19 protein-coding genes and 2 tRNA genes are annotated in these 22,161 nt (G+C 58.2%); 17 read left to right on the forward strand and 4 right to left on the reverse strand.

Annotated elements, in window-relative coordinates; translation table 11 throughout:
- Window positions 1-67: 67 nt before the first annotated feature.
- The 4 genes from yidC to rpmH are packed head-to-tail and all read right to left on the reverse strand — an operon-like array spanning window position 68 to window position 2,354.
- The gene (gene yidC / locus AC1DA5_RS06960; RefSeq protein WP_070726181.1) at window positions 68-1,438 is read right to left on the reverse strand and encodes a membrane protein insertase YidC; all 1,371 of its coding nucleotides are present in this window, start codon (window positions 1,436-1,438) and stop codon (window positions 68-70) included.
- Window positions 1,428-1,838, reverse strand: coding sequence for a membrane protein insertion efficiency factor YidD (gene yidD / locus AC1DA5_RS06965; protein WP_070726074.1), 411 nt, complete (start codon window positions 1,836-1,838; stop codon window positions 1,428-1,430). The genes yidC and yidD overlap by 11 nt, the downstream gene beginning before the upstream one ends.
- Window positions 1,835-2,209 carry a ribonuclease P protein component gene (gene rnpA / locus AC1DA5_RS06970; RefSeq protein ID WP_058237587.1) on the reverse strand — a complete coding sequence of 125 codons (375 nt, stop codon included), beginning with the start codon at window positions 2,207-2,209 and terminating at the stop codon, window positions 1,835-1,837. Before rnpA ends, yidD begins: the two co-directional genes overlap by 4 nt.
- Window positions 2,210-2,216: 7 nt before the next feature.
- Window positions 2,217-2,354, reverse strand: a complete 138-nt coding sequence (rpmH, locus tag AC1DA5_RS06975) for a 50S ribosomal protein L34 (protein ID WP_083314406.1) — start codon at window positions 2,352-2,354, stop codon at window positions 2,217-2,219.
- A gap of 473 nt (window positions 2,355-2,827) precedes the next feature.
- Between rpmH and dnaA the strand changes: the two genes are divergently transcribed.
- The 17 genes from dnaA to AC1DA5_RS07060 all read left to right on the forward strand — a co-directional run bounded on the left by dnaA (window position 2,828) and on the right by AC1DA5_RS07060 (window position 22,082).
- Complete coding sequence (gene dnaA / locus AC1DA5_RS06980) at window positions 2,828-4,234, forward strand: chromosomal replication initiator protein DnaA (protein WP_070726077.1); 1,407 nt, start codon at window positions 2,828-2,830, stop codon at window positions 4,232-4,234.
- Window positions 4,235-4,765: 531 nt separating this feature from the next.
- Entirely contained in the window at window positions 4,766-5,899 is a 1,134-nt protein-coding gene (dnaN, locus tag AC1DA5_RS06985; RefSeq protein WP_480289675.1) for a DNA polymerase III subunit beta, read from the forward strand.
- A gap of 4 nt (window positions 5,900-5,903) precedes the next feature.
- Entirely contained in the window at window positions 5,904-7,157 is a 1,254-nt protein-coding gene (gene recF / locus AC1DA5_RS06990) for a DNA replication/repair protein RecF (RefSeq protein WP_070726080.1), read from the forward strand.
- Complete coding sequence (locus tag AC1DA5_RS06995; RefSeq protein WP_083314407.1) at window positions 7,150-7,863, forward strand: DciA family protein; 714 nt, start codon at window positions 7,150-7,152, stop codon at window positions 7,861-7,863. The genes recF and AC1DA5_RS06995 overlap by 8 nt, the downstream gene beginning before the upstream one ends.
- 215 nt (window positions 7,864-8,078) lie before the next feature.
- A complete protein-coding gene (gene gyrB, locus AC1DA5_RS07000) occupies window positions 8,079-10,115 on the forward strand; it encodes a DNA topoisomerase (ATP-hydrolyzing) subunit B (protein WP_070726082.1) in 2,037 nt (678 codons plus the stop codon).
- A 72-nt stretch (window positions 10,116-10,187) separates the two neighbouring features.
- Complete coding sequence (gyrA, locus tag AC1DA5_RS07005; protein ID WP_257590334.1) at window positions 10,188-12,773, forward strand: DNA gyrase subunit A; 2,586 nt, start codon at window positions 10,188-10,190, stop codon at window positions 12,771-12,773.
- Window positions 12,770-13,174, forward strand: coding sequence for a DUF3566 domain-containing protein (locus AC1DA5_RS07010; protein WP_070726086.1), 405 nt, complete (start codon window positions 12,770-12,772; stop codon window positions 13,172-13,174). The genes gyrA and AC1DA5_RS07010 overlap by 4 nt, the downstream gene beginning before the upstream one ends.
- A 122-nt stretch (window positions 13,175-13,296) precedes the next feature.
- Window positions 13,297-13,370: transfer RNA gene (locus AC1DA5_RS07015), tRNA-Ile, on the forward strand.
- Between the two features lie 33 nt (window positions 13,371-13,403).
- Entirely contained in the window at window positions 13,404-13,556 is a 153-nt protein-coding gene (locus tag AC1DA5_RS07020; protein ID WP_227469239.1) for a DLW-39 family protein, read from the forward strand.
- A 78-nt stretch (window positions 13,557-13,634) separates the two neighbouring features.
- Window positions 13,635-13,707: transfer RNA gene (locus AC1DA5_RS07025), tRNA-Ala, on the forward strand.
- Between the two features lie 88 nt (window positions 13,708-13,795).
- Window positions 13,796-14,827: a PEP-utilizing enzyme gene (locus AC1DA5_RS07030; RefSeq protein WP_480289678.1), complete on the forward strand. Its 1,032-nt coding sequence runs from the start codon at window positions 13,796-13,798 to the stop codon at window positions 14,825-14,827.
- A gap of 488 nt (window positions 14,828-15,315) precedes the next feature.
- Entirely contained in the window at window positions 15,316-15,636 is a 321-nt protein-coding gene (locus AC1DA5_RS07035; protein ID WP_480289679.1) for a PadR family transcriptional regulator, read from the forward strand.
- 9 nt (window positions 15,637-15,645) lie between these two features.
- Complete coding sequence (locus tag AC1DA5_RS07040; protein WP_480289680.1) at window positions 15,646-16,698, forward strand: permease prefix domain 1-containing protein; 1,053 nt, start codon at window positions 15,646-15,648, stop codon at window positions 16,696-16,698.
- A 309-nt stretch (window positions 16,699-17,007) separates the two neighbouring features.
- Window positions 17,008-18,117 carry a lipid II:glycine glycyltransferase FemX gene (locus AC1DA5_RS07045; protein WP_480289682.1) on the forward strand — a complete coding sequence of 370 codons (1,110 nt, stop codon included), beginning with the start codon at window positions 17,008-17,010 and terminating at the stop codon, window positions 18,115-18,117.
- Between the two features lie 152 nt (window positions 18,118-18,269).
- Window positions 18,270-19,646, forward strand: a complete 1,377-nt coding sequence (locus AC1DA5_RS07050) for an anaerobic sulfatase maturase (RefSeq protein ID WP_083314424.1) — start codon at window positions 18,270-18,272, stop codon at window positions 19,644-19,646.
- Window positions 19,643-20,524 carry a sulfite exporter TauE/SafE family protein gene (locus AC1DA5_RS07055; protein WP_480289684.1) on the forward strand — a complete coding sequence of 294 codons (882 nt, stop codon included), beginning with the start codon at window positions 19,643-19,645 and terminating at the stop codon, window positions 20,522-20,524. Before AC1DA5_RS07050 ends, AC1DA5_RS07055 begins: the two co-directional genes overlap by 4 nt.
- A gap of 250 nt (window positions 20,525-20,774) precedes the next feature.
- A complete protein-coding gene (locus AC1DA5_RS07060; protein WP_480289685.1) occupies window positions 20,775-22,082 on the forward strand; it encodes an ABC transporter substrate-binding protein in 1,308 nt (435 codons plus the stop codon).
- The last annotated feature ends 79 nt before the right edge of the window (window positions 22,083-22,161 follow it).

The raw sequence follows: 22,161 nt of genomic DNA on the forward strand, positions 1-22,161 counted from the left end.
TTGTTCAGGTGCGGGGGATCGGCGGTGAGTGTCACTGTCGCTGTGTGTCAGTGCCACCACTTTCCGATCATTTTCTCTTCTTCTTCTTGCGTTGGCCTGGGTTGTTGCGTTGACTCTTGCGCTGTGCGCGGCGGCGTTCCACCTCTTCAGGGGTCAGCTCGCTCTTGGCACGGTCGCTCGCCTCGCGGCGAGCTCGCCGATTCTGTTCGGCACGTTCATGCTCGGCAGCCAACTGACGTTCCTTAGCTTCTGCCTGCTTGCGCTGTTCACGACTCATCCGTCGGGGCTGTTCACGCTTCGCAGCCTTCTCCTGGCGCACCACGCTGCGCTCCTTGGCACGGTGGACGCCACGCATCCACGTTTCGTCAGGCAACGTCGTCCACTCCTGCAGCGCCAGGTTACGGTATACGCCCACCACTTCACCCTCACTCATTGATTCAGGGAAGTTGCCGGCTACGCGCTGGCTCCTGGCCTTGCTCTTGATTTCCTTGAGCGATGTTTGGTTCAGCTGTGCGACAGCCTCAGGATCAGATCCGAGTTCCTCACGCTTGCGGTCGTATTCCTCGAAGTAAGGCTTGGCCCACTCCTTGTACCCACGTTCACGCTTGGCCAGCACGTCCTTGTAGGCCGGTGAACCGGGGGTCGGCATCACAGTCATCATCACCATCTGCTGGCCGAAGGTCCACGCGGTGGAGATCGACAGATAGATCATGATGCCCATCTGCACCACAAATGCCGTGAAGACAAACATCAACGGCATCAGGTACATCATCATCTTCTGGGTGCGCATCATCGGGTTTGATGAATCCTGAGCCTGCTGCGGCATGTTGCGTTCCATCGAGATCTTCATCGTCAGGAACTGCAGCACGACCATGAAGATGGCCAAGATGATGAAGACCGCCAGGCCCACACCCGTCGATTCGGTCAAGCGCCCTGACAGTGACACACCTGCCACCGTCGTCCGCTCGATTTCCTGAGCCAGCGCCTGATCGATCGGACCGATGTGGTCGCCAAGATTGAACGTTCCCTGCGCAACGGCACCCGCGTTCCACAGTGCGCGGTACATACCGAACAGAATCGGCATCTGAACCAGCAGCGGCAGACACGAGGCAAAAGGATTCGTCCCGTACTTCTTGTTGAGCGCCTGCATCTCCTCGCTCATCTTGAGACGAGATGCCTGGTCCGTCTTGCCCTTGTACTTTTCCTGAATCTTCTTCATTTCAGGCTGCATGACGGACATGGCTCGCTGCGAACGCAGCTGCTTGACGTACAGAGGTGTAATCAGTGCGCGCACCACAATCGTCAGCACGATGATCGACACAATCCACGCCACACCTGGCCCACCGCTCATTCCGAGCGCCACCAGCATATCGTGGATCTTTACCCACACCCATGCGATCGCAACGGTAAATGGGTAAATGATCTTGTCAAACCACATGGACATCTCCTTCATGTGTGTCTCGCACAGGCGAATGTGCGCATGTCTGATCGATCGTATCGTGAGTGCACGAGGGCGACTCGTCACAATCGCTAAGCCCCATTACGGGGAAGTCATCGGGGTCCAGATAACCCGCCCAATCGTCAGGCGGAACCCAGGGGGGTGCACTCCACTGGCCGTGAAGCGGCACATGGTCGACACCACCATTGGACCACGGGTTGCATCGCAGGAGCCGCCATGACGCCAGGAGTGTGCCTTTGATGATGCCGTGAACTTCGATCGCACGCACGGCGTAAGCCGAACATGTGGGTGCGTACTTGCATCGTGGTGGCAAACCGGGAGAGATGAAGCGCTGGTAGAAACGTATGGGTGCCAAAGCGATGGTGCGCAGGAGGCTCATTTCTGGCCCCGTTGCTGCTCGCGTTCATCCCACTTGCGCCATGCCCGCGTCAGTGCCCGATCCAGGTTGACGCCCAGTGTGGCCGAGTCCTGACCCAGAGCTCGGTGCCCTGCGCGGACAACAATGCGCGCACCGTCGGGCTGGTCAGCTACTCGCGCGGCCATGAGGTGGCGCAGGCGACGCTTGATGGTGTTGCGTCGTGTTGCCAACGCGACTTCGCGCTTGGGCACGATGAAACCGACGAGGCGCTTGGAAGCATCCTCGTCGGTTCGGCAATGCACCACGACCATCGCATTACCGCTGCGAGAACCATGACGGATTGTCGTTGAAAAATCGGTCGAATCCACCATGCGATGCGCGCGCGGCAACACCGAAGTCTCAGGCAGAAAGACGTGCGCGGCCTTTGCGGCGACGGTTGGAGATCACCGCGCGACCTGCACGTGTCCGCATACGCAAACGGAAACCATGCGTACGGGAACGACGACGGTTACTGGGCTGATAGGTCCTCTTCACCATGACGCTACTCCTTGACGGTGGAACCCCTCGTTCCACTCTTCCTTTATTTCTTTCACCGCGAGTATCCACCGAGTTGTTCTCGCAGGACGGTTCACGGCGTGCTCATGCGAGCACAGACAGATTTCAAGCGTAGGGGTTTGACCCAGAGCCGTCAACGCAATCGAGGCCAATTGTCACCGGTTCCACACTCCCAATTTTCGTCCACAACTGTGGACTGGCCCGTGGATAACTTTTTCCACATCCGTGGATTTCCACATGTTATCCACAACGGTGTAATTTACGGATTTTCCGCAGCATCTCTGAATTCGGCTTTGTAACTACACGTGTGTCATTTGCCAGCGTGTTTTCCACAGACCTTTCCCCAACTTGTGGATTACGCTCAGATCGATACAGTGAGTTATCCGGACGTCGTCACAAACTGGTAGCGTTCAAGTGTTGAATGTCACGTCGGTTTCGCAGGTAAGGTAAGAACAGTGAGCAAGTCGTTATCCGATGCGTGGGCAGACGCCCTCGAATCGTTGAAATCCGTTGATTTAGGGCCATTGGCGGCGTCATTCATCAACATGGTGAAACCTCTGGGCGACATCGAAGGCACCATCTTACTGGCCGTCCCCAACGAATTCACCAAAGGTTTCATTGAGACACGCGTTTCCGACGACGTCACGCAGTCACTGTCCCAGGCACTGGGTCGCAACGTGCGCATCGCTGTCACCATTGACACCTCGCTTGCACCGCTTGAAGACGAGAGCGCATCACCCGACGATGATCATGTTCCACCTTTGCAAACTCCGCGCGACGCCGGGGCCTCGCGCGTGCTCGATGCTGTGAATATCGATTCAACGGAAACCCGGCTCAACCCTCGCTATACGTTCGACACATTCGTCATTGGCCCCTCGAACCGTTTTGCCCATGCGGCGGCAACGGCGGTGGCTGAAGGACCGGCCAAGTCCTATAACCCCCTGTTTATCTACGGTGGGTCAGGACTGGGAAAGACTCATTTGCTGCACGCGATCGGTCACTACGCACTGTCGATGTATCCGCATCTGCGTGTGCGCTACGTCAATTCCGAAGAATTCACGAACGACTTCATTAACGCTATTCGCGAAGACCGCGCGGAGGAATTCCAGCGCCGCTACCGCGAAGTGGACATTCTGTTGGTGGACGACATCCAGTTCATTCAGGGCAAAGAGCAGACCGTCGAGGAGTTCTTCCACACCTTCAACACCCTGCATAACGCTAATAAACAGGTCGTTCTGACTTCGGATCTGCCGCCCAAACAGCTGTCAGGCTTTGAGGACCGGCTGCGTTCGCGCTTCGAGTGGGGTCTGCTCACCGACGTTCAGCCACCGGACCTGGAAACGCGTATCGTCATCTTGCAGAAGAAGGCCGTTGGCGAGGGGATCGAAGTGGATCCGGCTGTGCTGGAGTACATCGCCTCGCGCATTTCGTCGAATATTCGAGAACTCGAGGGTTCGCTGCTGCGCGTGACGGCTTTCGCCAATATCACGCAGCAACGCATTGACTTGCCGCTGGCTGAGATGGTCCTCAAGGACATCATTTCTGATCCCGATGACACGGAGATCACGTCCGCACTGATTATGGGTCAGACCGCGCACTACTTTGATGTCACGCTGGATCAACTGTGTTCAACTGACCGTTCCCGCACGGTGGTGGAAGCACGCCAGATCGCCATGTATCTGTGTCGCGAGTTGACAGATCTTTCATTGCCCAAGATTGGCGCAGCGTTCGGCGGTCGTGACCACACCACGGTGATGCATGCCAATAAGAAGATCACCGAGCAGATGGCGGAAAAGCGTGACATTTTCAACCACGTCACCGAGTTGACCAACCGCATCAAGCAAAAAGCTCGCAATTCGTAAGGATCGCCCGTACCGTTGAGCCACGAATTGACGAAGGGGGCGCGTCCAGCCGCATATTCCTTACTTACCCACCGCTGGGGATAAAACTGTGGATATCCTGTGGGTAATGACAAGAAATTTGTGATTCGATCTGTGGATCGATGCCTGCTCGTTGTGGATGCACGGACCGGTCTTGTGTGAATCCACAATCGGCTCATAAAGTGTCCACATCTCGTGCCCACATTTGTCCACGTAACGAATCGTTGAAATCGCGGGGGTTGACGGGCTTTTCCACACTTTCCACATGTCCTATGACGATGAAGAAAAAGAAATAAAAGATGAAAAAGTGGAAAACTCACAACAAACGATGGGTGGCCGATTAGTGAGTTCGCGAAGAGCTCGACGAAGCTCATCACACGGGTTCGTGGTCAGTTCTGATTTAATCCACATATTTCGCCTTGGGGTCAACTTCTGCATGAGAATCGAGTAGAGTTGGTTCGGTTCATCAAAACAGCTAATGAGTGCTCGCACGGGGAGTTGGAGGGGTACAGAATGAAGTTCACTGTCGCCCGTGACATTTTGTCGGAAGCCGTATCGTGGACTGCCCGAGCGTTGCCGCAACGGCCACCCAGCCCGATTCTGGCAGGTGTCAAACTCAGCGCAGATGCTGAGATCGTCACGCTGTCGTCATTCGACTACGAGGTATCCGCGAACTCGCATATTCCTGCCGAAGTACATGAGCCCGGTGAGGTTCTCGTATCGGGTCGCCTGCTGGCCGACATCTGTAAGTCACTGCCGCAGCGTCCGGTCGATTTCACTGTTGACGGACCGAAAGTGACGATCACCTGCGGATCGTCTCACTTTGTGCTGGCCGTGATGCCACTGGATGAGTACCCGCTGCTGCCCGAACATCCCCAAACACGCGGCACTGTTGATTCTGAAACACTTGCCCAGGCCATCGGCCAGGTCTCGATCGCCGCGTCGCGCGACGACACGTTGCCACTGTTGACGGGTGTGCGTATGGAGTTTGAAGGTGAGCGCATATCGCTGATCGCCACTGACCGCTACCGCCTAGCTGTGCGTGACCTGGAATGGGAACCCAGTGACCCGCAGTTCTCCGATGCGGCACTGGTGAAGGCCCGGATTCTGAGCGACGTGGCCAAGTCCACCGCATCAGGGTCGCGCGTGACGATCGGTCTGTCACGTGAATCCAAGCCAGGAGCATCATCTCTGATTGGTTTTGAGGCATCGGGTCGACGCACCACCTCCACGTTGATGGACGGGGATTACCCGCCGGTATCTCGACTTTTCCCGGAAACCACACCGATTCAGGCTGTATGTGATCGTCACGTGCTGCTTGAAGCGGTCAAGCGTATGGCGCTGGTGGCTGAGCGTAAGACGTCGGTGCGGATGGCATTTTCAGAAGGTCAGGTGGTCCTCGAAGCCGGCCAGGGTGAAAGCGCCCAGGGTTCGGAAGCAATTGAAGCTCAGGTCAACAACGAGATCACCACAGGATTCAACCCGTCGTATCTGATTGAAGGCCTGTCGGTACTGTCGGCCGACTTTGTGCGCTTCGGCTTTACACACCAGTCCAAGCCGGTTGTCATGACTGGTCAAAGTGAACTCGATGGGGGAGAGGACACCAGTTTCCGCTACCTGCTGATGCCCATCCGCTTCGGAGCGTGAGTGTGTGCGTATCTCGCACGTCGCACTTGATGATTTCCGTTCCTACCGTCACCAGGTGTGTGAACTTCCCGCTGGAGTGAGCGTTTTCGTTGGCCACAACGGTCAGGGAAAAACGAATCTTGTTGAGGCCATCGCCTATTTGTCAACGTTTTCGTCTCATCGGGTCGCTGCCGACACGGCACTGGTGCGGGTACCGACCGGCGAGGAGGCTCCTCCTGGTGGTGCCATGATCCGCGTGAAATTGGTGACAGGGGAGCACACGACGTCGCTGAGCGGGGACAACAGTGACAATGCTTCGGATACGTCACAGGCAGGTGAATCCTCCGAAAGGCGCGATCAAGCCGGCAGGCGCGACCAGGTGGTGGAACTGGAAGTGGTGCGCGGAAAAGCCAATCGGGCGCGCCTGAATCGCACCACGCTGGCGGCTAAGAAAATCCTCGGAATGGTCAGGACCGTTGTGTTCGCACCCGAGGATCTGTCCATTGTGCGCGATGCACCGCAGGTCAGGCGCCGTTTCATCGACGAATGCGCGATCCAGCTTCACCCGACGTTCAGCGCCGTTCGTGCAGATTTTGACCGTGTGGCACGCCAACGCGCCGCAGTGCTCAAAGCTGCCAGTGCACGTGTGCGTCGTGGACAGGTCCCTGACCTGTCAACGCTGGAAATCTGGGATGACCAATTCGTGGAACTGTCTGCGCAGGTCACACTTGAGCGCCACCGCGTCGTCATGTTACTGAGTACACCGGCATCTGATGCCTATAGCAGTGTGGCTGACTCGCCTCGAGAATTTTCAGTGGGCCTGGAAGCCTCCGTGTCAGCCTTCAGCGATATCGACGTCACTGACCCGACCGCGCACATTGAGGCATTAAGACAGGCCCTCCAGCATGTTCGAGACGATGAAGTGCGACGCGGTGTGAACCTTGTGGGTGCCCACCGCGACGACCTGGAACTGACTTTGGGACACTTACCCGTTAAAGGCTATGCATCTCACGGCGAATCATGGTCGGCTGCCCTGGCACTTCGCCTGGCATCCTTTGAAGTCCTGAGTGACGAGGGAGAACGGCCAATCCTCATCCTCGATGATGTCTTTGCTGAACTCGATGCGCAGAGGCGTCAAGCCCTTGTCGAGGTCATCAGGCAGGCAGATCAGGTGCTCATTACTGCGGCAGTTGAGAGCGATGTGCCCGATCAGCTGGACGCTCACATTTTTCGCGTCCACTGGGATCCAGAAGATGGCTCGGTGATTGAGCGTGAATGAAAATTCCGGACTGCTTTCTGATGGTGAGCGCACCGATGTGATCGCGCAGGCCACTGCTCGCATGCAGCGTGCCATGCTGGCTCGGGGAGCCACGCGCAGCACTCATCCGCGCGCTGCCGGCTCTTCTGGGCGCACTCAGCGCGATGAGTTCGCCCATGGCGCTCACGCTGGTGCAGGTGACACCGGTGCATCGAACGGTGATACACACAGTGGTCAGGTCACCCTCGAACCTCGCAATGCACGCGAGGAACTGCGTGCGCGCGCCATGCTGGGACCCCTGTGGGCATTGCGGCATCGAAGCGGGGCTGGGCGCGCCGGGCGTGTGGGACTGGCTTCTGGTCGCTTGCGGTGGAATGAACCGCGCTCCATTGGACGTGTCATCAAGAAGACCACGCATGATCGCGGGTGGGATTCCTCGACCGCGATGGGGTCCGTTATGGCGCAGTGGCCGGTGATTGTTGGAGACAACGTCGCCCAGCACTGTTCAATCGAAACCTTCAATGACCGCACACTCATTGTGCGCTGTTCATCAACGGCGTGGGCCAAACAGCTCGTGCTGCTTCTGCCTCACATTGAGCGCCGAATTGCCGAAGAAGTCGGTGCCGGAGTGGTCGATCAGGTCATCGTCCGCGGCCCGTCGGGTCCCTCCTGGAACAAGGGCCGATGGTCAGTGAAGGGCAGAGGTGTGCGTGACACGTATGGGTGACCCCTCCCACACTTCACAAGAACCTGTCTTTTCGCAGCTCACGAGGACTTTAGCGTGGCCTACACCAACGTGAAATCAAGTCGAAAAACCCTGTTTTTTGGTAAAATATAAACAGATTATGAGTAGTGTGTCATGTGGACACACGGTCCCGGAATTTTCCGGGAGGGCAGCCAGCCCGCGGTGCGCAGCACCATCACAATGAGGGGAGCCGGTGAGTGGCGGACGAAGGGATCAATTCCCAGCCAAATGAGGACCAGGGGCATTACGGGGCATCAGACATCACCGTTCTGGAAGGTCTGGAGGCTGTTCGTAAGCGGCCTGGCATGTATATCGGTTCAACGGGAGAACGCGGCTTGCACCATCTGGTGTATGAAGTGGTCGACAACTCCGTTGACGAAGCTTTGGCTGGATACGCCGACCACATCGAGGTAACGATCCAGGCTGATGGCGGCCTGAAGGTAGTCGACAACGGGCGTGGTATTCCAGTGGATATTCACCCTACCGAGGGGCGACCAACTGTTGAGGTCGTCATGACGATTCTGCACGCTGGAGGCAAGTTCGGAGGCGGCGGGTACGCTGTTTCCGGCGGTCTGCATGGCGTGGGTATTTCCGTCGTGAACGCTTTGTCCACCCGGGTTGATACTGAGGTGCGTCGACAGGGGTACGTGTGGCGCATGTCCTTTGCCGATGGCGGGGCAGTGGTCTCTGAGCTCGAACGTGGCGAGGAAACCGACGAAACGGGCACTACCCAGGTGTTCTATCCAGATCCACAGATCTTCGAGTCCACTGAGTTTGACTTTGAGACGCTGCGTCACCGCTTCCAGCAGATGGCGTTCCTCAATAAGGGGCTGCGCATCACGCTGACCGATGAGCGCCCCTGGGTTCAGGACGAGGGCGACGAGATCACCGGGGATGACGAAGGCCCAGCTGACGATCCTGTTCCAGGGTTCCGCCGCGTGTCCTACATGTATGAACATGGCTTGCGCGACTACGTGGAATTCCTGGATTCGAGCCGCAAGACTGACGTCATTAACTCCGAGATCATTGATTTTGAAGCTGAAAACGATCCGGGCACGATGTCGCTGGAAATTGCGATGCAGTGGACAACGGCGTACTCGTCGAGCCTGCACACCTACGCCAACACGATCAATACGACCGAAGGCGGCACACACGAAGAGGGCTTCCGCACGGCACTGACCACGGTGATCAACCGTTATGCCAAGGAGCGCGGAATCCTCAAGGACAAGGACGAAAACCTGTCCGGTGAAGATGTGCGTGAAGGTCTGACGGCGGTGATCTCCATCAAGCTGACCGAACCGCAGTTCGAAGGCCAGACCAAGACCAAGCTGGGGAACACAGAAGCCCGCACATTCGTCCAGCAGCAGGTCTACCAGCACCTGCAGGACTGGTTCGATGCGCATCCTGCCGACGCCAAGGCGATCATCATGAAAGGTCAGCAGGCTCAGTTGGCGCGCGTCGCGGCACGCAAGGCCCGTGAAGCCACTCGGCGCAAAACCGCCCTGGACACGCTGTCGATGCCGACGAAGTTGCGCGACTGCTCATCCAAAGACCCCTCAGTGTGTGAAATCTTCATTGTCGAGGGTGACTCGGCAGGTGGTAGTGCCGTCGGTGGGCGCGACCCGGAACACCAGGCGATTTTGCCACTTCGCGGCAAGATCCTGAACGTTGAAAAGGCTCGCCTTGACCGCGCGCTGAACTCTGAGACGATCCAGTCTCTCATCAGCGCCCTGGGCACCGGCATTGGTGAAGAGTTTGACATCAACAAGTTGCGCTACTTCAAGATCGTGCTGATGTCAGATGCTGACGTGGATGGCCAGCACATCGCGACCTTGCTGCTGACGTTCCTGTACCGCTATATGAGACCACTGGTGGAGCAAGGCTACGTGTACCTGGCGACACCTCCGCTGTATCGACTCAAGTGGACGAATGCTCCGCACGAATACGTGTATTCGGACAAGGAGCGTGACGACTGTCTTACTGAAGGACTCAAGGCCGGTCATCGCCTGCCCAAGCACGGTGGCATCCAGCGTTACAAGGGCCTGGGTGAGATGAACGACCAGGAATTGTGGGAAACCACGATGGATCCTGCGCACCGAATTTTGAAGCAAGTCGAGGTGGGCGAAGCAGCAGCTGCCGACCAAATCTTCACCCTGCTGATGGGTGATGACGTGGAATCCAGGCGTTCGTTTATTCAACGAAACGCTCAGGATGTGCGATTCATTGACGCCTAGCGCCGCGGCGCAACGACAGTGATCCGACCATCGTCAACAACCTACTGATCAGGGACCAAGGAGAGTTTCATCGTGAGTGACGAGCCCACCACAGAGATTGAATCAACCGCTCCGCACGGACGGATTGATCAAGTCGACCTCGAAATGGAAATGAAGAGGTCGTACCTTGATTACGCCATGTCGGTCATTGTGGGCCGCGCCCTTCCGGACGTGCGAGACGGCCTCAAGCCGGTTCACCGCCGCATCCTGTATGCCATGTACGACGGCGGATACCGCCCCAATGCAGGTTTCTACAAGTGCATGCGCGTCGTCGGTGACGTGTTGGCGCACTACCACCCTCACGGTGACAGCTCCGTGTATGACGCTTTGGCTCGCCTCATCCAACCGTGGTCAATGCGTTACCCGCTCATTGCCGGTCAGGGTAACTTTGGTTCTCCCGGTAACCTGGGGCCTGCTGCCCCTCGTTATACCGAATGTAAGATGGCGCCCCTGGCGATGGAAATGGTGCGCGACATTGATGAAGACACTGTTGACTTCCAGGACAACTACGATGGGCGCACCCAGGAGCCTACGATCCTGCCGTCGCGTATTCCGAACCTGCTGATCAACGGGTCGGAAGGTATTGCCGTGGGTATGGCCACGCGCATCCCGCCGCATAACCTGCGTGAGGTGGCCGAGGGTGTGCAGTGGGCACTTGAGCATCCTGATGCCACGCGTGAAGAACTGCTGGCAGCTCTCATGGAACGCATCAAGGGCCCGGATTTTCCTTCCGGTGCGACGATCCTGGGTCGCAAGGGCATTGAGGATGCCTACCGCACTGGCCGCGGCTCGATTATTCAGCGCGCCATTGTCGAGGTTGAGGAAATCCATGGCCGCACGTGCCTGGTTGTCAAGGCGCTGCCTTACCAGGTCAACCCCGATAACCTGGTCCAGAAAATTGCCGACATGGTCAAGGCCGGCCAGATCCAGGGTATTGCGGATATCCGTGACGAAACGTCGGGCCGTTCAGGCACGCGCCTGATCATGGTTCTCAAACGCGACGCGGTTGCCAAAGTTGTCCTGAACAACTTGTACAAGCGCACGCAGCTGCAGGACTCGTTCCCGGCGAATATGCTCGCCCTGGTGGACGGCGTGCCGCGCACACTGTCGCTGGATGGATTTATCCGTCACTGGATCAGACACCAGATCGAAGTCATTGAGCGGCGCACTCGCTTCCGTTTGAACAAGGCGCGCGAACGCCTGCACATTCTGGAAGGCTACCTCAAGGCGCTCGATGCCCTCGATGAAGTGATTGCGCTGATTCGTCGCTCTCCAACAGCCGACGATGCGCGCACCGGCCTGATGGACCTGCTCAACATTGATGAAGCGCAGTCTGATGCCATTTTGGCACTGCAGTTGCGTCGCCTGGCCGCCCTCGAACGTCAGAAGATTCTGGACGAGCACGCACAGTTGCGTGACCATGTGGCCGACCTGGAAGACATCCTGGCCACCCCGCAACGCCAGCGCGACATTGTGTCCACCGAGCTGGCGGAGATTGTCGAGCGCTACGGTGATGAGCGTGTCACCACGATCGTGCCGTACGCGGGCGAAATGTCGATGGAGGACCTCATCCCCGAAGAGGACGTGGTGGTGACCATCACCCGTGACGGTTTCGCCAAACGTACCCGCACCGACAATTACCGTTCGCAAAAACGCGGCGGCAAAGGTGTGCGCGGCACTCAGCTCAAGGGCGATGATGTGGTGGAGCATTTCTTTGTCACAACCACGCACCAGTGGCTGCTGTTCTTCACGAACCTAGGTCGTGTTTACCGCGCGAAAGCGTACGAGATTCCGGAGGGCGGTCGCACCTCCCGCGGTCAGCACGTTGCGAATCTGCTTGCGTTCCAACCCGATGAGCGCATTGCACAGGTCCTGGCTATTCACGACTACGACGAGGCTGACTACCTGGTGCTGGCCACACGGTCCGGTCTGGTGAAGAAAACGCGCCTGTCGGAATACGACAGTGCCAGAACCGGCGGCATTATTGCGATCAACTTGCGTGATGATGACAACGGAGAGCCTGATCAGCAGGTGTCTGCTCAGCTGGTGAACGCTGATGATGATCTGATCCTGGTGTCCCGTAAGGGGCAAGCGGTGCGATTTACTGCCAGCGATGAGCAGCTGCGTCCGATGGGGCGCGGCACGTCGGGTGTGCGCGGCATGAAGTTCCGTGACGGCGATGAGCTGCTGGCGATGGAAGTTGTGCGCGAGGGTGCTGACCTGCTGATCGTCACAGATGGTGGCTACGCGAAGCGCACCCCGTTGAGCGAATATCCTGTGAAGGGTCGCGGCATTTTCGGCGTGCGAGTAGGCAACTTGGTGGATGAACGAGGTGCACTGGTGGGCGCCCTCGTTGTCGACAGTGACGAGAATGTCATGGTGATTACCGAATCCGGTAAACTTGTCCAAATCAACGCGTCCGACGTGCGTGCCACCGGGCGCAACACTATGGGTGTCATTTTCGCTCGACCGGATGACGATGACCGCATTATTGCGATTACGCGTCACACGGAGGATGACGAAGATGAGGCCGTTGATGAAACCGCCGACGAATCAGCTGCACAAGAGGCTGATGAGCCTGTAGCGTCAAGTGCAGAAACTGAGGAGGACGAGCAATGAGCGATCTTGAAGACCTCGATCAGCCGATCCTGGATGAGGATGTACCGCGCAGAGTCGACCTGTCGGTAGCGCGCGTGGACCCGTGGTCAGTCATGAAGGTTGGCTTCCTGTTGTCCGTGGCGCTGGGGATAGCGTTGGTGTTCGCCACCCTGGTGTTGTGGCTGATGCTCGACTCCATGCACGTTTTCGGCGACATTGAGGAATTCCTCAAGAATCTGAGCGCGGAACGTTTCGTCACGCTCATGGAGTACCTGCATTTGTCGAAGGTGCTGTCCTACGCGACCATTGCGGCGGTGGCCAACGTCATCATGATCACGGCGATGTCGACGCTGGGTGCGTTCCTGTACAACATCATCGCCTCATTGGTGGGCGGGGTGCGCGTGTCCTTGATGGATGAGTAGAGGCGCGAGCGGTGGAAGATGGCGACTGTGGTGTCGGTGAATGTCATAGACGTCACTAGGCTCTCGTTTTGTTGTCGCACCGATGCTCGGGTACGATAGTTCGGTGCCCTTGGGGCGCGGATGGGCCTATAGCTCAGTTGGTTAGAGCGCAGTCCTGATAAGACTGAGGTCGCTGGTTCGAGTCCAGCTAGGCCCACTGTCCACACTCAGCTGAATGGGAGGCGGAGCGGTGAAGAAGGCGATCACGACCATTGCGGCGCTTGCCGGTGCTGCGATAGCGGGGATTGTCGTTCGTCAAATTGCTCAGGACCTGTCCAATAACGCTGATCTGTGGAGGTCCGTCACCGACGAATATGAGCCGGAATCTTCCACCGCTCATTAACGACGGCGACCCGACCCGACCGCTTTCTGGGCGGTTGTCTGGAGCTGTCACCGTCAGGTACGGTAGGAACTCAATAACGGGGCTATGGCGCAGCTGGTAGCGCACCTGCTTTGCAAGCAGGGGGTCGTGGGTTCGAGTCCCACTAGCTCCACGTAAGATGAGAAAATCGAAACTTGCCCCGCCTGATGGCGGGGCAGTTTTGTTTCTGCGGTGACGTCCGCCGGGGCGTCGATGCTGGTGTGGGCGAGGACGCTGGCGGTGGTCTCGTCGGGTGTGTAGGTGGCGTTCTCTTCGTCGTCGATGGTGATGCGGGTGAACAGGGCGCGGTTGAGGATGCGTCTTTCGGCTGGTTCGCACTTGTTGTAGAGGTCGTCGAGGTCGACGAGGAGGTCGGTGAGCTGGTCCACCGCCAGCCGAACAGCAACCGGCCACTGCTCCTGCCAGCGGCCCAACTCGGCCACATCAGGCAAGTCGCACGCCACCTGCACCCCCGCTGCGCGAATCTGGTCTGCCACCACCGGGATGGTGCGCAGCTCACCGGAGACGTCCATCGTCTCGGTGGTGCGCAGCATGTGAACCATCGACCGCGTCTCGGCCAAGGCCTGTCTACTCACGCCACGGATGGTCTCCAGCGCCGTCCGCTCACCGGCAGGGTCACCCACCGCCAGAGCCGTCGCAGCCTGCACGTTCACGTCGCCCGGGAGGCATCGGTCTACCTCATCGAGGACGCCTACGTGATCGCACGCCGAGTCACCAACGAGATCGCCGCCCGGCTCCACCATCGACAAGCCCTCGACACGCCAGAGCACCTCAAGTACCTCACCCTGCCGGAGATCGCGACGGCGCTCACCGAACCTGCATCGACTCAGGAAACACGCGCGACCGCCAGCCAGCGTGAGGCTGACCGACCGCACGCAGCTGCAGCTTGGTGGGCGCGGGCCGACCAGCCCGCGGACACCAGACTCGCCGGGGCCGCCGGCAGCCCGGGCCAGGCCACTGGCCCAGTACGAGTCATCACCGGGCCTCAGGACTTCGACCAGCTCCAGCCCGGCGACATCCTCGTGTGCCACTACACCGACCCGTCATGGACACCCCTGTTCAGCCTCGCCGCCGCCATCGTCGCCGACACCGGAGGGCGTCTCTCCCACGCCGCCATCGTCGCCCGCGAATACGGCCTCCCCGCAGTCATGGGCGCCGCAGGAGCCACAACCACCCTGACCAACGGCCAAATCATCACGATCAACGGCACCACCGGCACCATCACCATCTGACATCTGCAGCATGCGAGGCTCGCGGCAGAGTCGAACGCCAGCCGGAGGCTACGTCCTCAGCGCGACAGATTGGCGCGTCTGCGGTTGACGCCAGAATGTGCACAACGAGGCGTCAAATCCAGGGTTTTGTGCGAGGAAGCGGCGGGACTGGGTTGGAGGTGCGCAAGAGACGGTGAGTGGGGTGAATGAGCCGAGGATTCGGCGCGATGAAGGTGGTGGACGAGGGGAGGACGCATGATTGACACGCGTGTACGAGGAGAGGGCGCACGACCTATCTGCGCAGCGCGTGATCTTCGGCCCAGTCGCTGCCAACACACGTCAGGCGGAAATCACTGCACCACGAAGTGACCCAAACTACTTGATGTGACGTAGTAGTGGGTGTACAGTATTTACTACATCAGACGTAGTACTTCACATGGAGTACTTGCTGAGGGGCATACACATCACCACAACAGTGCGGCGACGGGATCACAAAGGGAGGAACCCACATGGTCAGTAGTGAAGTTCTGCGCGGATGCACGGAACTGATGATTCTGCGAGTTCTGCTCGACTCGGACAGCTACGGCTACGAAATATCCAAATCCATCACCGAACTGAGCAACAGTGACTTCGTCATGAAGGAAACGACGTTGTACTCCGCATTCAAGCGCCTTGAAAAAGACGGATATGTGACCTCGTATCCCGGCACCCGAACCGGCGGAAAACCTCGGACTTACCTCCATATCACCACAGAAGGACGTACCTATTACCATGACAAGTGCTCCGAGTGGAACGACACCAAAACCCTCGTTGATCAATTCATTCGTTGAGGAGTAATCATGAAAGCCATCAAGCAATATCTCGATTACATGTTCTCATCCCTTCCCCACACCCCTGAAACCGACCAGGCCCGCAGTGAAATGCTCGAGCTGATGGAAGACAAATACGACGAACTCCTGGCGCAGGGACTGCCCGAACACTACGCACTGTCCCAGGTCATCGCTGACTTCGGAGATGTTGATGAGTTGGCAGCAGAAATGGGAGTAGCCGCTCCAGCCCAGGCCGCATCACCCCAGTCGGCAGCGGCAAGCCAGGCGGGCGATCCCCAGGTGACAGCACCGACCGAGCGCACAGTCACCCTGGCTGATACACCGATTCAGATCAGTCCTGAACGAGCCGCCGAGTTCATTGAGCATCGACGCAAACGGGCACGCCCCATCGCCTTGGGAGTGGCAGCATTTATCCTGTCTCCAATCGTTTTGATCTGCGGTGGCATGGTGGCTGACGGACGCGGCGAGACCGTTGAGATGATCGCTGGTGCCATCGGATTGACAGTAGTGGCAATTCTGGTCTGCCTCGGACTGTACTTCATGCTGAAAAACCCCTACTCAGGTGAGTATGAGGACATGTCGAAGAAGGTTCTGGCGCCCACCATTGCCGCAACGTATCGAACTGAGCAGCAGAAGAAGGAGTTTAAGCCGACATATTCGCGTGCCGTTACGATCTCCGTGATCTCCTACATCGTCGGGCTACTGATTTTGATATTTGGCAGTATACTGTCGGACGTGTTCGGGGACGGGATACTGGCAATCTGCTTTGCTCTCTCCCTGATCGTCTTCGCCGTCGCGACCTACAGCATTACTGCAGTTCAGACTGTTATGAACGGCATGAACGTCATCTTGCAGGTTGAAGAGTACGACCTGGCCAAGAAGACCTCACACAGCCCTCTGGGCATGATCAGCGGAGTGTACTGGCTGCTGACCGTTGCAATCTTCCTGGCGGTGTCATTCCTGGGCAGTTGGGAAACCTCGTGGCTGGTGTGGCCGATCGCCGGACTGATTTACGGCGCGATCGTGGTGGCCACGAACTACATGTTCAGCAAGGAAAAGTAGAAGCATCGCAATCATCTGAGCTTCACCCCGACGGACGGTCCCTCGAGCGGCCCGATCGACAAGGTGAGGTGTCAAAGGCTGGAGCCTTTGTGGTGTCGGCCTCAAGTGATCGTAGTGAGATCCTCGGGATGATCCAAATGCTACGATGAAGAATGGCAGCTCGTTACTGAACCGTTGTTGTCCGTTCAGGATCTCGAAAGATTCGGCGCAAGATCCTCCTACAGTGACGTTTTTCCAACGAGTATGGCCGGTTGGTGGGATACGGATCATCATCCCTGCTCCGTAGGTCAGACACAGAAGGTGAGCGTCGTGGGTCGCAAAGAAAAAAGTGCGCCCGTTTCGCGCGACCCTTACACTGCAGCGGAAGTATCGGCTGATTCGCATATCCAGACACTGACTGACGAGGAATACGAGGCATTCCTGTCACGTGCGCAGTCATTGGTGCCGATCGAGGCGACAGTGCAATGGGATCGCGTGGACGCACTGCATGAGGGCCGCGACCTTTTTGAGGGGTCCCGTCACCTGTGGACTGATGGGCACTATGAAGCAGTCTTAACCTTGAAGTCGTATGAGACTCATCGTGTACCGTTCCTGTGGTCTCGTGGCGGGCCGGTCTGGAATGAGCGCCCCCCTGCCTCAGTTGAACGACGCATGGTCGATAACCTGGCCGCGTACGTCAAGAAATCACGCAGTGATGCCACGTTCCTCAGAATTGTGGCGAGCCCTCAGGCGCAGTGCCTGCCGTGCAGCGAAGCCGTGGCCTACGACCGTACGGTGATGCTGGACCTTAAGGGCGATGAGGACTCCGATGTGCTCGCTCGCATGAAAAAACGAGGGCGACGCGATGTGCGGAAAGCCCTGCGCGAGATCGATCAGAGTGCCATTCACACCTATACCGCTTTGAGCGCCGAAGAATTCCACCCTCTTGTCGAGATCATGAACAGTCTGGGCAGCGCGGAACACTTCGCCACCTTCACGGGCGATTACTACCATGACTTCCTGACTGCATTGGCACAGGGGGATGCGGCAACACTGATAATCTACGCCCCCGAAGGTCAATCTTCGGCCTGGTTGATGATGACCCATGCGTACGGCCTCGCCACCTACTACTTTGCCGCTGCCACGCCTCAGGCCAAACGCGAACTGGCTCCCGACGCCTTGGTGTGGAAGATGATTCAGGCGGCCCGCGAACGCAAGTGCCACACCCTGGATCTGATGGGAATCGGCTCAGAAGACGCTCCCCAGTTCGCCCACCTCGATACGTTCAAGACGAAATTTGCTGCCGAACCGACACAGGTGTGGACGTACGGGGAAATCCCGATCAACATGCTTCGTTACCGCCTGGTCCTGCGTCTCACCGAACTGCATGATCAGCTGGCGCGCATTCGAACAGTGATGCGGCACGCCCCTCGTCAATAACGAGGGAGCCAACTGTCGGGCAGGGACGCGATCACTGCACGATGTGACGTTGCATAAGACATCCCGCCCGGGCCTTGATGCGGTGGCGCCTGAGCGAAAACCGTGACTACGCTGGATCAAAACGGCTGACGATGAACGGGCAGGAGGTATCCATGACACGCGGATCATCTCCAGCGCCGGATCCCGAACCCGCAGCAGACTCCGTGCCGGCACTGACAACACTGCCGTTTCCACATGTGCGCACCGAGGCCCCTTCCCTCGACGGGACACCTCTGGCACGCGAAAGATTTCCTTTCTCCGTCGTTGCCAAACCCGCTGGTGCGGCGTGCAACCTCGACTGTCAGTACTGCTTCTTCCTGTCGAAGGAACTGCTCTACGACGTGCCGCGCCAACGCATGAGCGAGGACACGCTGGAGCGATACATCGCAGAGTTCCTGGCCGCCAGCGCTGACGGCGAGGTGACGATGCTGTGGCAAGGTGGCGAGCCCACCTTGCGCGGACTCGACTTTTTCAGACGTGCCGTCCAGCTGTGCGAGGATTACCGCCGCCCCTCGCAACGCGTTGTCCACGCGATTCAGACCAACGCCACTCTGATCGACCGCGACTGGGCGCAATTCCTGGCCAAGCACGACGTCCTGGTTGGTGTGTCGATTGACGGGCCTGAGGCGCTGCACGATGCCTACCGACTGAATAAGGGTGGCCGCGGCACACACACGATGGTGATTCGAGGGTGGCGATACCTGCAGGAAGCCGGTGTGCGCTGCAATGTCCTGTGCACCGTTCACCATGCGAACGAACACCACGCCCGCGAAGTGTACGAGTACTTCCGCGATGAGCTGGGCGCTGAGTTTATGCAGTTCATTCCCATCGTGGAGCGCGTCGACCCCGAATATGCTGATCTGGCTGAAAACGGCTGGCGCGGCGAAGGGGAGCGCGCTCCGAGCGTGTTCTACCGTCAGCATGGCTCGGATGTGACATCACGCAGCGTGGACCCTGAGGCGTACGGCCAGTTCCTCTCCACCGTTTTCGACTGCTGGGTTAAGCGCGATGTGGGGCGCGTCTTCGTCCAGGATTTCGATTCAGCCTTGTCTGCGCTTTTCGGTGCCGCGTCGGTGTGCGTGCATGCGCCCGAGTGCGGATTCAATTTCGCCATGGAATTCAACGGCGATGTGTACGCCTGCGACCACTGGGTTGAACCTGACTGGCTTGTGGGAAACGTGGCATCGGACGCGTTTGCTGACCTGGCCCGAACTGACACGATGGGCCGCTTTTCACGCAAGAAACGCCTCGAGCTGACCGGACAGTGCCGGCGTTGCCCGTACCTGCAGCTGTGTTATGGCGGATGCCCGAAGGACCGCTTCGTTCGCTCGGTCGACGGAGAGTACGGGCAGAACTATCTGTGCGCCGGATACGAGCACTTCTACCGACACATCAGCGCTGACCTGGAGCGCATGGCGGGCCTGATTGTCTCGGGCCGGCCCGCCAGCGACATTATGAATGACACGCGAAAGGGAACATGCAGGACATGATGAGCATTGGTGCAGCGTTGGCAGTCGGATTAGCGGTGGGTGTCGTGGTGGGCGCGCTGGGCGCCGGCGGCGGCATCTTGTCCGTCCCGATCCTGGTGTATCTGCTGGGGCAGAGCCCCCATTCTGCCGCCGCTTCGTCGCTGGTCATCGTGGCTCTGACCGCCGTCGTGTCAATCGTTGACCACCAGCGCCACGGACGGGTTCGAATCAAGGAAGGGCTCATTTTCGGAGCCCTGTCGTGCATCGGGTCCCTGGCCGGTTCACGCCTGAGCGTGCTGGTAGACGGCACCATCCTCATGCTCTGTTTTGGCGCATTGTTGCTGTGCGTGGGCACACTCATGATCTGGCGAGTGTTGCGCCGTGCCGGATCGTCATCTGGCGATGCGTCCACAGATGCCCTCGACGATACTCCCGCTGACCGTGCTGATGGCGACGATGCTGACCCTTCCTCCACCCGTATTGACGAGGGTGCCCGCGCGCCTCGTCGTCTTTTCTCACTGGACGGCGTCAACGTCTGGGCACTGATCGCTGCGGCAACACTGACAGGCTTCCTGACTGGCTTTTTCGGTGTCGGCGGCGGGTTCGCGGTTGTTCCGATGCTGGTGCTGGTGCTGAAATTCCCGATCAAGGAAGCGTCAGGCACGTCGCTGTTGATCATGATCATTGCCTCAGCGATGGGACTGCTATCTCGGGTGGGAACTCACGTGAGCGTCGATTGGGTTGTGACACTGTCGTTCGCGGCTGCCTCAATGGTGGGTGGAATCTTCGGCGGAAAATTGACCACTCGAGCCAAAGACAGCACCCTGACACTGACTTTCGGTGGGCTGCTGTTAATCGTCGCCGTAGCGACGCTGGTCTCCACAGCTGTGGCACTGTGAGCAACGGTTGCCGTCAGGCACAAGAAGTACCGACGAAAGCCTGAACACCCGCCTTGTGAGAGGTGTTACTAAATTGTGTCCATTTAACGGTGGCAGCCTACTCACTATGGTGGCATGATGGGAAACATCCTGTTGAGAGCGCTCTCAGCCTGTGAACACAATGAGAGAGCGCTCCCAAAGGTGGCCTTATCAGGGCGCTGGTCCATGCGCATCGGCAATGGACGACACCATCACATACGAAGGAGTAGTTGTGAGATCGAGAAAAATGATGGGCACCATCGGGGTGTTCTCAATTGGCGCACTTGCGTTGGCAGCCTGCTCGTCAGGCGGCGGATCGGAATCTTCAGCATCAGGCGAGGCTGGCGGCGGATCAGACGGTGACATCACGCTGACTGTCGCAACATTCAACGAATTTGGCTACGACACCCTCTTTGACGAATACATGGAGTCACATCCGGGCATCAAGGTCGAGCAGAAGAAAGCGGCCACCTCGAACGAAGCCCACGACAACATGCTCACCCGTCTGGCAGCAGGATCCGGACTGTCGGACATCGAAGCTATCGAAGTGGACTGGTGGCCCGAACTGAAGCAGTACCCAGATGAATTCGTCGATTTGAGCTCACCTGACGTTGAGGGTCGCTGGCTGGACTGGAAGGCCGAAGCTGCGATGACTGAAGATGGCAAGCTGATGGGATACGGCACGGATGCCGGTCCGGAAGCCATCTGCTACCGCGCAGACATGTTCGAAAAAGCCGGCCTGCCAACTGATCGCAATGAGGTGGCCAAGCTGCTGGAAGGCGACTGGAACAAGTACTTCGAAGTCGGCAAACAGTTCGTCGAGGCAACCGGAATTCCGTGGTTTGACGGTGGAACCGGTACCTACCAGGGTATTTTGAACCAGGTTGAACAGCCCTTCGAAGAGTCTGACAACACCGTGATCCCGCTGGACCAAAACGACACCATCAAGAAGGTGTACGACCAGGTACTGAAGGCGTCGGTCGAGGATAACCTGTCTGCCCACCTGTCACAGTGGTCGGAAGACTGGACCAACGCATTCCAGAATGATGGTTTTGCCACGATGCTGTGCCCGCCGTGGATGCTCGGCGTTGTCGAAGGAAATGCTGAAGGCGTCGAAGGCTGGGACGTGGCTCCTGTCTTCCCCGGTGGCGGTGGCAACTGGGGCGGCTCCTACCTGACTGTTCCTGCGCAGGGCGCACACCCGGAGGAAGCCAGGGAACTCGCGGCCTGGCTGACCGCACCCGAACAGCAGATCAAGGCATTCGAGACCAAGGGCAACTTCCCCTCGCAGCTGGAAGCACTGGATTCTCCGGAGCTGACCGAATACACCAACGAGTTCTTCAACAACGCTCCGATCGGGCAGATCTTCTCTGACATGTCGAAGAAGATCACGGTCCAGCCGTACAAGGGACCCAACTTCTTCGCTCTGACCACGCTGGTCACCGACGGCATTACGCGCGTCGATGTCGACAAGACTGATGATGCCCAGGCGTCCTGGGACAAGGTTATTGCTGAATACAACCAGCTTGATCTTCAATAACTCCTCACTGTGAGACTGTGGCGGGCTCAAAATGGGCCCGCCACAGTCCCCAGCTCATCGGATCCATCTTGCACATTCG

The organism is Pauljensenia sp. C0254C2 (genome assembly GCF_056583835.1).

Coding starts and splice junctions, on each gene's coding strand:
- yidC (WP_070726181.1), bottom strand. CDS start 1,438: ATGTGGTTTGACAAGATCATTTACCCATTTACCGTTGCGATCGCATGG.
- yidD (WP_070726074.1), bottom strand. CDS start 1,838: ATGAGCCTCCTGCGCACCATCGCTTTGGCACCCATACGTTTCTACCAG.
- rpmH (WP_083314406.1), bottom strand. CDS start 2,354: ATGGTGAAGAGGACCTATCAGCCCAGTAACCGTCGTCGTTCCCGTACG.
- dnaN (WP_480289675.1), top strand. CDS start 4,766: ATGAAGTTCACTGTCGCCCGTGACATTTTGTCGGAAGCCGTATCGTGG.
- AC1DA5_RS07010 (WP_070726086.1), top strand. CDS start 12,770: ATGAGCGATCTTGAAGACCTCGATCAGCCGATCCTGGATGAGGATGTA.
- AC1DA5_RS07035 (WP_480289679.1), top strand. CDS start 15,316: ATGGTCAGTAGTGAAGTTCTGCGCGGATGCACGGAACTGATGATTCTG.
- AC1DA5_RS07040 (WP_480289680.1), top strand. CDS start 15,646: ATGAAAGCCATCAAGCAATATCTCGATTACATGTTCTCATCCCTTCCC.
- AC1DA5_RS07050 (WP_083314424.1), top strand. CDS start 18,270: ATGACACGCGGATCATCTCCAGCGCCGGATCCCGAACCCGCAGCAGAC.
- AC1DA5_RS07055 (WP_480289684.1), top strand. CDS start 19,643: ATGATGAGCATTGGTGCAGCGTTGGCAGTCGGATTAGCGGTGGGTGTC.